The organism is Rathayibacter sp. AY2B9, assembly GCF_002931595.1.
In the GTDB taxonomy this organism is placed as follows: domain Bacteria; phylum Actinomycetota; class Actinomycetes; order Actinomycetales; family Microbacteriaceae; genus Rathayibacter.
Genome location: NZ_PSUB01000006.1, coordinates 172,434 through 185,491, shown reverse-complemented (window position 1 = coordinate 185,491; position 13,058 = coordinate 172,434). Strand labels below are relative to the sequence as shown.

Here is a 13,058-nt window from a genome sequence, read left to right as displayed (position 1 = left end):
CGGCCGTCCCGAGACTCCAGGAGTCGTCGAGGCGGCCGCCCGCAGCGATCCGCGTCAGGGCTGCGTGAACGCGACCTTCTGCACGCTGGTGCGTCCGTCGGGCGTCGTCGTCGTGATCCGCATGCTGTACGAGCCGGCCGGGGCGACGGCGCCGTTGGTCAGGCGTCCGTCCCAGGCGAGGGTCTGCCGACCCGCGGGGTGGCGGATCGACGAGGTCAGCTGCTTCGCGACTCCGCCGGACGCCGTGAGCACCGCGACGCTGGTCGTCGCGCCGTCGCCGGTCATCCAGTCGAGGGTCGTCGTGCCGCCGGGGCGGGTCACCGCGGGCGCCGAGACCACGAACGCCGGCGTCCGGCCGAGCGTCGCGGTCGCGTGGCCGTCGGCGACGGCCAGCGCTGTGCTGCCCGCGGTGGTCCGGATCGACACCGTCGCCCCCGAGACCTGCACCGAGGCCGTCGACGGGCCCGCGGTGTAGAGCGCCTGCACCGTCTCGGTCGGCGTCTGCAGCACCGTCCCGTGCAGGTTCACTCCGTAGTCGGCCGTCACGTCGTCGATCGAGACCGTGCCGGCGGAGACGCCCGACGTCGCCTTGTAGACGAAGGCGTCCACGAGCTTCACCGGGTAGTCCCACACCCCGTCGCCGTCACCGCCGGAGTGCGTGTAGTTGGCGTTCAGCCCGTCCGAGAACAGCGTCATCTTCTGCCACGGCGAGCCGCCGACGTTGCCGACGAGGCCCTGGAAGGTCTCCCCGGTCGCATCCTGCAGCTTCAGGTAGACGGGGCTGGTGCTCGCGTCGCCGCTGACCCGGACCGAGACCGCTGTCGGCGAGCCGGGGAGGGTGCGCGAGGTGTGCAGCTGCGCGCCCTTCGAGGCGCCGGAGAAGTCGTACGTCAGCTTCAGCGCGCCCGAGCCGGAGTAGCCGGTCGACGTCGCGGCCAGCGAGGCGGTCCCGCCGCCGATCGGCGTCACGGCCCATCCGCTCGTGGAGGAGAGGTCGTCGACCGTCACCGGCGAGGCGGAGGCGGTCGCGCTCGCCCGGCCGACCGCGGTGCCGGTCGCGAGGACCGCGCCGACCTCCTTCAGCGCCGCGTACGCGGGCTTCTGCCGGCCGGAGCGCTCGGTCACCGAGAAGGTGTCCAGCGGTGCCTGCGGGTCGGGGCCTCCGACGAGGTTGTACCAGGCGATCGCCTTGATCCCGCGGGCCGCGGCGTCGAGGTAGGAGCGCGAGAGGTACGACGCCTGGTCGGCCTCGCTGGTGGCGCCGACGCAGGTGGTGCAGGTCGCCCAGCTGACCTCGGTGATCCACAGGCTCCGGCCCGGCGCGCTGCGGGTGAGGAAGTTCTGCGCCGCGTCGAGGTAGGTCGGGATCGCTCCGGTCTCCGGCGCCCCGTCGACCGTGTAGGTGTGGATCGCGAGTCCGTCGAAGGAGTCGCCGGCCCCGGCCGCCAGCACCCCGGCCATGAACGGATCGCTGAACTGGTCGAGCCCGCCGACCAGCACGGTCGCGGTCGGGTCCACGGCCTTGATCGCCGTGTACGCGGCCTTGAGCATCTCGCCGTACTGGCCGGCCGTGGCGCCTCCGCGCCAGTAGTAGTCGGTGTTCGGCTCGTTCCACACCTCCCAGACGTGCACGCGGTCCTTGAACCGGGCCACGGTCGCCGCAGCGTACGACGCGAAGTCGGCGTTGCTGCGCGGCGGGTAGTACTGGGCGTCCTCCGCCGCGGTGCCGGCCGGGGCCGACGAGGCCCAGGGCGCCGAGTAGGCGAGCTTGCCGATCATGTCGACGTTGCGCGCCTGGCTGATCGCTACGGCCTGGTCGAACTTCGCCCAGTCGTAGAAGCCCTTCCGCGGCTCGACGCGCTTCCACTCGAACTCCTCGCGGGCCCAGCGCACCTGCGCGTCCTCGAGGAGGGCGGCCTGCCGGTCGGCCTCGACGGGCGAGTCCTGCTCGGTGAGGAAGCTGTTGATGCCGCTGATCGACGTGGGCGACGCCTCGGTGACCCGGGCGCTCACTCCGGTGAGGTAGGGGCGGGTCGCCGTGGCGGCTCCCGAGAGCGCGCCGTCGGCGGTCGTGTCCCAGGTGAGGCGGCCGGCGATGCTGCCCGCCATCGCGGCTCCGCTGTCGTCGGTGCCGTCGTAGGTCGCGGTGATCTCGCCCGCGGCGGCGGCGGTCCCGCCGTAGGTGCGGGTGCGGCCGGCGCTGTCGCGCAGCACCAGGGCGTAGTCGCCGGGCCCGCCCGCCGTGAAGCGGACGGTCGTGGTCGCGGCGTTCTCGCGCGAGAAGCGCGCGCCGCTCGCGGTCGGCAGCGTCCAGTCCTTGTCGAGGACGCGCAGGTTGTCGAGCACGACGGTGCCGGTGGCGGGGGCCGAGGCGCCGTTCCGCACCACGTTGATCCGCACCAGCGAGACCGGGTAGTCGAGCACGCCGTCGTCGTTGCCGAGGTGGGTGTTCGCGGCGGGCGACCGGAGGTCGATCGTCGCGGTCGTCCACCGGCTGAGGCTCATCGCGTCGACGCGGTAGAAGAACATCTCGCCGGTGGCGTCGCGCAGCTTGAGGAACACGGTGTTCCAGCTGCTGTCGCCGAGCAGGTCGACCTTGAGCGCGGTCGCGGGCTGCGTCAGCAGCGGCACCGGAGTCGTCGCGGTCTCGATCTCGGCGTCGGCGCGGGAGAGGTCGTAGGCGATCCTCAGCGCGCCCGAGCCCTCCGTGCGGGTGGCCGAGGTCGAGGGGGTCGCGGTGCCGGCGGCCTGCACCCAGTCCGTCCCGGCGGAGTCGAAGGACTGCGCGAGGCTCGCGTCCGCGTCGATCTCGGCGAGGGTCAGCAGGAGCGGCATCCCGCTGCGGGTGGCGTTCGAGGCGAGGACGCCGTCGTCCGTCCCGTCCTGCGAGAAGACGCCGCTGACGTCGCCGCGCATGCGGGTCCCGGAGTCGTCCGAGCCGTCCCAGGTCAGGGTGACCGGGCCGGCCGCGGCCGCACGCCCGGTGATCGTCTTCACGCGCCCCTCCTTGTCGCGCAGCTCGAGGCGGTGGTCGCCCGGGCCGGCCGCGGTGAAGGAGAACGAGGTGGTCGCCGAGGCGCCGGGGGTGAAGAACGCGGTCGCGGCCGTCGGCAGCGACCAGCCGGTGGCGAGGGTGCGCAGGTTGTCGAGCACGACGGTCCCAGTCGCGGGCTGGCTGCCGTTGCGCACGATGATCACGCCGGAGAGCTTCACCGGGAAGTCGAGCACCTGGTCGCCGTCGCCGCCCTCGATCAGCGCGGCCGGGGCGGTGAGGTCGACGTCGATCGTCGCCCACGCCGTCGAGCGCATCGCGTCGAGCCGGTAGGTGAAGGTCTCGCCCGAGGCGTCGCGGAGGCGCGTGTAGACGGTGTTGTAGGTGCCGTCGCCCTTGAGGTCGATCCGGAGCGACGAGGCCGGCTTCGCGATCACGGTCGCGGGGGTGCTCTGCACCGTCTCGACCAGGCCCGACGAGACGTCGTAGTCGATCCGCTGCGCGTAGGAGCCCTGGGTCTTCTGCGCGCTGGTGCGCGAGACGGCCGCCGAGCCCATCGCGACGCTCCAGCCCGACGCCGCGCCCTCGAAGCCCTCGACCACGCTGGTCGTCGACGGCTGCGCCGCGGCGACGGTCAGCAGGGTCGGAGTCGCCGAGCGGGTCCGCGACGCGGAGAACTGCCCGTCCGGGGTCGAGTCCTGCAGGAAGGTGCTGCGGATCGGGCCGTCCATCTCCTGGCCGTCGTCGGCCTTCCCGTCCCACTGCACGGCGGTCTCGCCGGGCTCCGCGAGGGTGCCGGTGAGGGAGCGGCTGCGGCCGGTGCCGTCGCGGAGGACGATCATCCAGTCGCCGGCCGTGGCGGCCGAGAACGCGAGGCTCGCGACTCCGCCCTCCGACGGCACGAGGAACTCGGTGTCGGCGACCGGCATCGTCCACCGGCTGCTCACCGCGCGCAGGTTGTCGAGCACGAGCGAGCCGGTGGCGGACTGCTCGCCGTTGCGCACGACGTAGAAGCCGGTCAGCGTCAGCGGCATGTCGAGCACGGAGTCGGCGTTGCCGCCCTCGGCGAGCACCGGGTCCTGGGTGAGGTCGATGGGCACCGTGGTCCAGGTGGTCTGCCGCATCGCGTCCATCCGGTAGGTGAACGCCTCGCCGCTCGCGTCGGTGACGCGGAGGTAGACCGTGTTGTAGCTGCCGTCGCCCTTGAGGTCGACCTTCAGCCCCGTGACCGGGCCGGTGGCGACGTCGAGCGGAGCGGTCCGCGTGATGCCGGCCATGCCGTCGGTGAGGTCGTAGTCGACGGCGAGCGCGTCGGTGCCCTCGGTGCCGGTCGCGCCGCCCCCGGCCGCGGAGGCGCGGCGCAGGGTGGCGGATCCGGTGGCGACTCCCCAGCCGACGTCTCCGCCGTCGAAGGCCTCGACCACCGAGGTCGCGTCGGGGTCGTCGGCCGCGGCCAGGGTGAGCAGGAACGGGACGCCGGTCGTCGTCGCGGCGCCGAGGGAGCCGTCGGCCGAGTCGTCCTGGCGGAGCACCGCGCGCACGTCGCCGGTCATCGCGGCTCCGGAGTCGTCGCGTCCGTCCCAGTCGACGGCGACGGGCCCCGCCGCGGCGGCCGTGCCGGTGAGGGTGCGCGAGAGCCCGGCGGCGTCCGCGAGCCGCAGCTCCCAGTCGCCCGCGGACCCGGCGTCGAAGGCGAGCGCGGCTCTCGCCCCGGCGGCGACGTAGGTCGACGCGGCGACGGGGAGGGTCCAGCCGGTGGTGTCCGCGCGCAGGTCGTCGAGGGCGAACGCGCCGGTCGGCGGCTGCTCGCCGTTGCGGACCACGAGGACGCCGGCCACGGTGAGCGGCGCGTCCATGACTCCGTTGCCGTCGCCGCCGTCGCGGGCCACCGGCTCCGCGGTCAGGTCCACGGTGAGCGTCTGCCACTGGGTCGAGCGCATCGCGTCGACGCGGTGCACGAAGGTCTCGCCGCTCGTGTCGCGGACCCGCAGGTAGACGGTGTTGTAGGAGCCGTCGCCGCGGAGGTCGACCGTCAGGGCCGAGGCGGGCGCGGGGATGACGGGCGCCTGCAGCGGGTCGAAGCCGAGCTCGGCGAGCCCCCCGGTGACGTCGTACGAGACCTCGAGCGACGAGTCGCCCTCCGTGCTGTCGTCGGAGACGGCCGTGGAGGCCGTGCCGGTCACCGTCGTGAGCGCGGGCGAGCCGCTCTCGAAGCCCGTCACGGGACTGGTCCCGGGAGTCGCGGCCGACGCGGCGCTCGGCGCCGTGAGCAGGCCCGCGACGAGGGCGGCGGTGACGAGGAGGACTGTTCGGGCACGGGACATGGGGGCACTCCGCTGGGCGTCGGATCGAGGATCGAACGCTCGCCTGGGGGTGGTGGCGAGCCGGCCGCATCGACGACCTGCGCGTCACGCTAGGACCGGCGGAGGTGCTCGGAAGGGTGCGGAGGAAAGCTCGATTCGGCCGCACTCGAAGAGGGGTGGCGGGCCGGGGCAGATCCCCTCGGGCGATATCACGAGGGCCGATCCGCGCGCCAGCCCTCGCAGAGAGGGCAGACGGGGCGCTGAGAGGAACGCTATCCCGTGCGGCGCCGGAGCGCACGCCTCACTTCGTTCGAGTGCTCTCAGGTCCAGTCGAGAGCGGAGCGCTCGGCCCAGTAGCGGGCCGGATCCACGGCGAGCGCCGGGAGGTCCGGGAGCTCCAGGGGCTGTGCGCGCAGGTTGGCCCGCAGCTGCTCCGGAGTCGCCGCGCCGCTCAGCACGACGTCGGCCCAGGGCTGCGCGAGGGCGGCCCCCAGGGCGACGACGTCCGGCGCGGCGCCGACGTGCTCGATCGGGTGCGCCACGAGCCTCCCGTTGGCGAGGGCCTCCTTGACCACCACCAGCCAGCCGTCGTCGTGCGCGGCGGCGAGCGCCCGGCCCGCGGACTGCTCGAGCGGGTTCCAGGTGCTCTGGACCGCGCTGAACGGCGACTCCGGGATCGCGCGGGCGAGCTCGATCACGCGCGCCTGCTCGGGTCCGCTGGTGGAGAGGCCGACGCGCACTCCGGAGCCGGCGAGGCCGCGCAGTCGGTCCAGCAGCGGGCGGTCGGTGAGGGCCGGGCTCTCGGGAGTGATCGAGTGGACGAGGTAGGAGTCGGGCGCCGAGCCGAGCGCGTCGAGCGTGAGCAGCCACTGGCGGTCGAGCATCGCGACCGAGTGCTCCTTGCGCTCGTGCACCGGCGCATCCATCGCCCACCCGCCGACGTACTCGTAGCCCCACTTCGACTCGATCGTGAGCGCCGCCCGCCGCTCCGGATGCCGGGCGAGCCAGCCGCCGAGGAACTCCTCCGCCCGCCCGTAGGAGCGCGCGGCGTCGAGGAAGCGGACGCCGGCGTCCCACGCCGCGTCGAGCAGCAGGTGCGTGCGCTCGCGCAGCGCGTCGACGCTCCGCTCGGCCGCGGGGCCGAGGTCGTCGTCGCGCCCTGCCGTGATGTACGCCGGCCGGCCCACGGCCGCCAGCCCGATCCCGAAGCGCTGCATCCCGCCCACGGTACGCCCGTCCCGGAGCTGCGGCAGCCGCTAGCGTCGAGCGGTGACCTCCGCCCTCGACCGCAGCATCCTCCGGCTCGCCGTCCCGGCGCTGGGCTCGCTGGTCGCCGAGCCGCTCTTCCTGCTCACCGACTCCGCCCTGGTCGGCCATCTCGGCGCCGTCCCGCTCGCCGGGCTCGCGCTGGGCGGCACGGTGCTGCAGACGATCGTCGGCCTGATGGTCTTCCTCGCGTACAGCACCACTCCGCGGGTCGGCCGGGCCCTCGGCGAGGGCGACGAGCGGAGGGCCGTGGCGGCCGGGATCGACGGCGGCTGGCTGGCCCTGCTCCTCGGCGCCGGCATCGCCGTGGTGGGCGCGCTGACCGCTCCGGCCGTCGTGGCGCTCTTCGGCGCGGAGCCGGCGGTTGCCGAGGCGGGCGTGCGGTACCTGGCGGTGAGCATGGCCGGGATCCCCGCCATGCTCGGCGTCTTCGCGCTCACCGGGCTCCTCCGCGGCTTCCAGGACACCCGCACTCCGCTGGTGATCGCCGCCGGCGGATTCGCTCTCAACGCCGCTCTCAACGCCGTGCTGATCTACCCGGCCGGCCTGGGGATAACCGGCTCCGCACTGGGGACGGTGATCGCGCAGTGGGCCATGCTCGCGGCCTACGCGGGAGTCGCGCTGCGGCTCGCCCGGAGGGTCGGCGCGCCGCTGCGGCCGCACCTCGCGGGCCTGGCCTCCTCCGCGGGATCCGGCGGCTGGATGCTGCTGCGCACAGCGAGCCTCCGCGCGGCGATCCTGCTCGCGGTCGCGACCGCCACCTCGCTCGGGGCGGAGGAGCTGGGCGCCTTCCAGGTGGCGATGACGCTGTTCTCGACGGTCGCCTTCGCCCTCGACGCGGTGGCGATCGCCGCGCAGGCGCTGCTGGGCCGCCTCCTCGGCGCGGGCGACGCCGAGCAGGCCAGCGCCGTCACGAAACGCTGTGTGACCTGGGGAATCGGTGCAGGAGTAGTGCTCGGAGCACTGGTCACCGGTCTGAGCGGTGTCCTGCCGTACGTCTTCTCGAGCGACCCGGAGGTGCTGCGGCTGCTGCCCGCGGCGATCGCCGTCGTGGGCCTCACCGCTCCGCTCGGCGGCTACGTCTTCGTGCTCGACGGCGTGCTGATCGGCGCCGGCGACGGCCGCTACCTGGCGCTCAGCGGCCTCGCGAACCTCGCCGTCTTCGTCCCGCTCGCCCTGCTCGCCCCCGCCGCGCCCGCCGAATGGCGCCTCCTCGCGCTCTGGCTCGCCTTCGCCGTCGGCTTCCTCGGCGCCCGCGCGGTCACCCTCGGGCTCCGGGTCCGCAGCGACGTCTGGCTCCGCTGACCGCACTCCTCCCCTGTGGAGAAGCCTGTGGACAAGTCCGGTCAGCGCGGCGGAGCGCTGGTGTTCCCGCGGTGGAAGACGGCGTGGAAGCAGACCGCCTCCGCCTCCTCGTCGGCCAGGAGCGCGACCGCGGCCCGTCCCGCCGCACGGCCCTTCTCGACCGCGGGCTGGGCCATCGTCGTGAGGTCGTACTCGGCCGCGAGACCGGGCACCTGCACGCCGTCGAAGCCGACCACCGAGAGGTCCTCGGGCACGCGCAGCCCGCGCTCCTCCGCCGCGAGGATCACGCCCGCGGCCAGCAGATCGCTCTGCGCGACGACCGCGGTCGGCGGCTCCGCCCCCTCGAGCAGCGTGCGGCCCGCGGCGACGCCCTCGTCGACCGAGCTCGCTGCGGCGGCGACGACCGACGCGTCCGGGAAGACGTCCTGCACGCCGAGGAGCCGGTCGACCGGAGTGATGCTGGGGCTCGAGCGCCAGCCCGGCGGGATCGCGCCGCGGCGGCGGTCCTTCGCGAACGGGAGCGAGACCACCGCGACCCGCTCGTGGCCGAGCTCGCGCAGGTGCTCCGCGAGGGTGCGGCTGGCCTCGCGGTTGTCGAGCGAGATCACGGCGCCGCCCAGCTCCGAGAGGCCTTCGACCACGACGACGGGCACCCCCCGGCGGCGCAGCACGGCGACGGAGTCGTCGACCGACGGGCTGCAGCCGACCAGGATCATCGCGTCGACCGGGGCGGTCGCCAGCAGGCCCGCGCCGTCCCCGGTCTCGGTGAGCAGCAGGATCCCGGCGTCGACCCCGCCGAGCACGTCGGCGATCCCGTCGAGCATGGCGATCTTGATCGGGTCGCGGAACGCGTGCAGCATCCGCTCGTCCACGACGACCCCCACGATCCCCGAGCGGCCGCGGCGGAGCGAGCGCGCCCGCGGGTCGGGACCGGCGTAGTCGAGCTCGGACGCCGCGCGCAGCACCCGCTCCTTCGTGGCCTCCGAGACGGGGCCGGAGCCGCTGAAGACCAGCGAGGCGGTGGAGGGGGACACTCCGGCCCGGCTCGCGACGCGGGCGAGCGTCGGCCGGGGGCTCTTGCGGGGTTCCACGTTCCTCCTCGTGGGGGCGGCGCGCTCGTCGTCGGTTGACCGTCCCCGGGGTTCCGGATAGCTTAGACCGGCTCGCTTCGAATCGATTCGACCGTGCCTCTCGATCCGGTGTCCGGATCCCGCCCGCACCAGGAGAACCGCCATGACCTCGACGTCCGCGCTCACGCGCCCGCAGCTGGTCGCCTGGCGCAACGCCGTCTTCACGATCTTCGTCCTCAGCGGGATCTCCATCGCCACCTGGGTCTCGCGCACCCCCGCCATCCGTGACGAGCTCCAGCTCTCGACCGCCGGAGTGGGCCTGCTGATCCTCTCGATGTCGATCGGCGCGATCGTCGGACTCGCGTTCTCGACGCCGGTCATGGGCGCGATCGGCGCCCGGCGCGGCATGGCGCTCGGCCTCACCGTCTCGGCGGCGGGCCTCGCGGTGCTGGGCGTCTCGGCCGACGTCATCGGCGTCCTCCCCGCGGCCTTCGCCGGCATGGCGATGCTCGGCTTCGGCAACGGAGCGGTCGACGTGATGATGAACGTCGAGGGAGCGGCCAACGAGAAGGCCTTCGGCAAGACGCTCCTGCCGCTGTTCCACGCCTTCTTCAGCCTCGGCACCCTGGCCGGCGCGCTGATCGGCGCGGGCGCCTCCGCCCTGGCCGTGCCCGTCGCCGTCCACCTCGGCGCGATCGCCGTGGTGATCGCCGTGACCGCGGTGATCGCGATCCGCTTCGTCCCGGTCCGCGAGGAGCTCGACACCTCCGGCGCGGCGACCACGGTGAAGCCGCCGGTCCGCGAGCGCGTCGCCGCCTCCCTCGGCGTCTGGCGCGACGGCCGCCTCGTCCTCATCGGCCTGATCATGCTGGGCATGGCCTTCGCCGAGGGCTCCGCGAACGACTGGCTGACCCTGGCGATGGTCGACGGCCACGGCACCGACAAGACGACCGCCGCCGTCGTGTTCGGCGTGTTCGTCGCCGCCATGACGGTCGGACGCGTGATCGGCGGACCCGTGCTCGACCGCTTCGGCCGCGTCCCGGTGCTGCGCGCCTCCGCCGGGCTCGCGATCGTCGGCATCCTGCTGTTCATCCTCGCCCCGGTCGACGCGCTCGTCGTCGTCGGCGCGGTCGCCTGGGGTCTGGGCTGCTCGCTCGGCTTCCCGGTGGGCATGTCGGCCGCGGCGGAGGGGCCGCACTCGGCCGCCCGCGTCAGCGCGGTGGCGATGCTCGGCTACGTCGCGTTCCTGGTCGGACCGCCGGCGATCGGCTTCCTCGGCGAGCACTACGGCCTGCTGAACGCCCTCTTCCTGGTTCTGGCCCTGGTGGTCGTGGCCGGGCTCGCCTCCCCCGCCGCCCGCAGCCGGCGGAGCTGACCGCCCCGCTCCACCCGCCTCCGCAAGCCCCCGTGGGGCCCGGGCGCACCGGCGCGCCTCCCCCTAGGCTTCCCAGGACGGCGGCGGAGGGGGAGCGGATGCGGTACCGAGCGCGCGACGGCGCCCTGCTCCACGTCGACGAGCACGGAGCCGGTCAGGGGCGGCCCCTGGTGGTCGTCCCCGGTGAGCCGGAGCGCCACCCCTCCTATCTCGGCTCGTTCGCCTCGATCGCCTGCACGCGCCGCGTCCTCGTGCTGCACCCGCGCGGAGTGGGCGACTCCTCGGAGCTGCCTCCCGCTCCCCCGGCCACGACGGCCGCCGACGTGGAGGACCTCCGCCGCCACCTCGGCGTCGACGAGCTCGATCTCGCCGCGCACGACTCCGGCTGCCGCGCCGTCCTGCTCGCCGCCGTGGGCGCGCCCGAGCGCATCGCCCACCTGCTCCTGATCGCCCCCGGCACCGCCTGGCTCGGGATCGACGACCGGGCTGCCGGTCACACGACTCCCGCCGGCTCCGACGACACCGCGGCGATCCGCGACGCTCTGCAGCGCCTCGACTGCCCCGCGGTCGTCCTCGGCGGGGAGGACGATCCGGTGACGGGCGTCGCCGCTCTGGAGGCGCTCACCGCGCTCCTGCCGCAGGCGAGCCTGGCCGTCATCGAGTCGAGCGGCCACCACCCGTGGGCGGAGGCGCCGGCCGAGTTCGCGGTCGCGCTGCGCGCCTCGCTCTCGGTGCCGCCGCCCGCTCCTCCGCTCGGCCGCCGGCCTCCCGTCGCCGCGCGCTGAGCCGGGAGCCCGCCGGAGCCGCGCCGTCTATCCTCGACGGGTGCGTCTCGTCATCGCGCGCTGCTCCGTCGACTACACCGGCCGTCTCAGCGCCCACCTCCCGCTCGCCACCCGCCTCCTGCTCGTCAAGGCCGACGGGAGCGTCCTCATCCACTCCGACGGCGGCTCCTACAAGCCGCTGAACTGGATGAGCCCGCCCTGCACGCTGATCACGGGCGAGCCCGACGAGGAGGCGCGCACCGCGGGAGTGACGCAGCAGTGGACCGTCGCGCACCGCAAGACCGGCGACGCTCTCGTCGTCTCGATCCACGAGGTGCTGCACGATTCGGCGCACGAGCTCGGCGTCGATCCGGGACTCGTGAAGGACGGAGTGGAGTCGCATCTCCAGCGCCTTCTCGCCGAGCAGATCGGCCTCCTCGGAGAGGGGCACACTCTCGTCCGGCGCGAGTACATGACCGCGATCGGCCCGGTCGACATCCTCGCCCGCGATTCCTCGGGAGCCGCCGTCGCCGTCGAGATCAAGCGCCGCGGCGAGATCGACGGAGTGGAGCAGCTCACCCGCTATCTCGAGCTGATGAATCGCGATCCGCACCTCTTCCCGGTGACGGGAGTCTTCGCCGCTCAGGAGATCAAGCCGCAGGCGCGGACTCTCGCCGAGGACCGCGGAATCCGTTGCGTGGTGCTCGACTACGAGGCCATGCGCGGCACCGACGACTCCCACACCCGCCTGTTCTGACAGGCACGGCGACAGGCACGGCGAAGACGCGGCGACAGGCACGGCGAAGGCCCCCGCGATCGGATCACGGGGGCCTTCCGCTCACCGGGCGCGAGGCCCGGGAATGCGGCGTCTCACCGGGCCGAGAGCCCGGCGGCCGCTACTTGTGGGCGGCCTGGTAGGCGGCCTGGACCTCGGAGGGGATGCGTCCGCGGTCGGAGACGGGGTGGCCGTTGGCGTTCGCCCACTCGCGGATGGCCTTGAGCTGCTTGGGGTCGCTCTTGGAGGCGGTCGCGACGCTCGTGGCGGCCGCGGGGCGCGAGCCGACACGGCGGGCGCTCGAGACGAACTTCTCGAGCGCCGAGTGGAGCTCGGCGATGTTGTCGGGGCCGAGATCGATCTCGTAGTTGGCGCCCTCGATGCTGAAGCGGACGGTACCGCCGTCACCGGAATCGATAAGGGTTCCGTCGATATCGTCGACAAGCGTGATCTTCTGGGCCACTTTTCCTCCTGGAGTTCGCGGGACCGGACTGTCTCGACCCGGACCGGGAGAGACATTACCCCCTTTCACAATCGAGTGCGCCATGAATGGCGCCATTCGTCCCTTTCTCGCGCCATGTCGAGGGGAATGTTCAGGATAAGCGGAGGCAATCACGGCTGAATCGAGCTGTTCGCCACCAGCCGTCGAATAGAGGACACGGTGTCCGCAGACGGCCGTAACGATTCCGGACACCGATCGCGCGCATTCCCGGGAACCGGTCCCGGCGATTCCGATCACGCCCCGGTCTTCGTTAGCGTGGAGCCATGGCACGACGAGGCGGACCCCCTGCACGCCCGGCGCGACCCGGTCCGTACCGCAATGCGGAGGCTCGGGAAGCACTGGAGGCGCTCGTCGCCGCTCCCACCGCCGAGGCCGTCGACCGGCTGCTCGAGGCCTGCCTCGACGGCTCCCTCGTGGTCGACGTCACGGGCTCCCAGCCCGGAGGCGTGCCGCACGTCCGCACCGTCGCGACGACCACCGGGGAGCAGGTCCTGCCGCTGTTCACCTCCACGGACGAGGTGCGCACCGCGGTCCCCCGGCAGCAGCATCCGCGGGTGCAGATGCTGGTCCTCCCCGGACGCGAGGCCTTCGCGCTGATCCGCACCGCCGACTTCGTCGCCGTGCAGCTCGACCCCGGCTCGATCGCCCAGGTCGTCACCCGTTCGTTCGTCGAACGGGCTCTGGACGCCGAACGGCCGTAGAGTGT

General features: G+C 73.7%; 9 protein-coding genes. 5 read left to right on the top strand and 4 right to left on the bottom strand.

From position 1 onward, the window contains the following. Positions 1-54: 54 nt before the first annotated feature. Positions 55-5,316, bottom strand: a complete 5,262-nt coding sequence (locus tag C5C25_RS16280) for a FlgD immunoglobulin-like domain containing protein (protein WP_146079455.1) — start codon at positions 5,314-5,316, stop codon at positions 55-57. Positions 5,317-5,615: 299 nt separating this feature from the next. Then, a complete protein-coding gene (locus C5C25_RS08115; protein WP_104250280.1) occupies positions 5,616-6,512 on the bottom strand; it encodes an aldo/keto reductase in 897 nt (298 codons plus the stop codon). 52 nt (positions 6,513-6,564) lie between these two features. Here C5C25_RS08115 and C5C25_RS08110 point away from each other — a divergent pair, with 52 nt between their 5' ends. Beyond that, positions 6,565-7,866, top strand: a complete 1,302-nt coding sequence (locus C5C25_RS08110) for an MATE family efflux transporter (protein ID WP_104250279.1) — start codon at positions 6,565-6,567, stop codon at positions 7,864-7,866. Between the two features lie 41 nt (positions 7,867-7,907). Here the strand turns inward: C5C25_RS08110 and C5C25_RS08105 are convergent, their stop codons facing one another. Further along, positions 7,908-8,957: a LacI family DNA-binding transcriptional regulator gene (locus tag C5C25_RS08105; protein ID WP_244230542.1), complete on the bottom strand. Its 1,050-nt coding sequence runs from the start codon at positions 8,955-8,957 to the stop codon at positions 7,908-7,910. Between the two features lie 142 nt (positions 8,958-9,099). Here C5C25_RS08105 and C5C25_RS08100 point away from each other — a divergent pair, with 142 nt between their 5' ends. From C5C25_RS08100 to nucS, 3 genes are all read left to right on the top strand, one after another. Then, positions 9,100-10,311, top strand: a complete 1,212-nt coding sequence (locus tag C5C25_RS08100; protein ID WP_104250278.1) for an MFS transporter — start codon at positions 9,100-9,102, stop codon at positions 10,309-10,311. A 98-nt stretch (positions 10,312-10,409) separates the two neighbouring features. Then, entirely contained in the window at positions 10,410-11,096 is a 687-nt protein-coding gene (locus tag C5C25_RS08095; protein WP_104250277.1) for an alpha/beta fold hydrolase, read from the top strand. Positions 11,097-11,136: 40 nt separating this feature from the next. Next, on the top strand, positions 11,137-11,832 hold the full coding sequence (gene nucS, locus C5C25_RS08090; RefSeq protein WP_104247564.1) for an endonuclease NucS: 696 nt from the start codon (positions 11,137-11,139) through the stop codon (positions 11,830-11,832). Positions 11,833-11,971: 139 nt separating this feature from the next. Here the strand turns inward: nucS and C5C25_RS08085 are convergent, their stop codons facing one another. After that, positions 11,972-12,313 carry an Lsr2 family protein gene (locus tag C5C25_RS08085; protein ID WP_104222624.1) on the bottom strand — a complete coding sequence of 114 codons (342 nt, stop codon included), beginning with the start codon at positions 12,311-12,313 and terminating at the stop codon, positions 11,972-11,974. A 302-nt stretch (positions 12,314-12,615) separates the two neighbouring features. Between C5C25_RS08085 and C5C25_RS08080 the strand changes: the two genes are divergently transcribed. Further along, the gene (locus C5C25_RS08080; RefSeq protein ID WP_104222625.1) at positions 12,616-13,053 is read left to right on the top strand and encodes an SseB family protein; all 438 of its coding nucleotides are present in this window, start codon (positions 12,616-12,618) and stop codon (positions 13,051-13,053) included. The last annotated feature ends 5 nt before the right edge of the window (positions 13,054-13,058 follow it).

Coding starts and splice junctions, on each gene's coding strand:
- C5C25_RS16280 (WP_146079455.1), bottom strand. CDS start 5,316: ATGTCCCGTGCCCGAACAGTCCTCCTCGTCACCGCCGCCCTCGTCGCG.
- C5C25_RS08115 (WP_104250280.1), bottom strand. CDS start 6,512: ATGCAGCGCTTCGGGATCGGGCTGGCGGCCGTGGGCCGGCCGGCGTAC.
- C5C25_RS08100 (WP_104250278.1), top strand. CDS start 9,100: ATGACCTCGACGTCCGCGCTCACGCGCCCGCAGCTGGTCGCCTGGCGC.
- C5C25_RS08095 (WP_104250277.1), top strand. CDS start 10,410: ATGCGGTACCGAGCGCGCGACGGCGCCCTGCTCCACGTCGACGAGCAC.
- C5C25_RS08080 (WP_104222625.1), top strand. CDS start 12,616: ATGGCACGACGAGGCGGACCCCCTGCACGCCCGGCGCGACCCGGTCCG.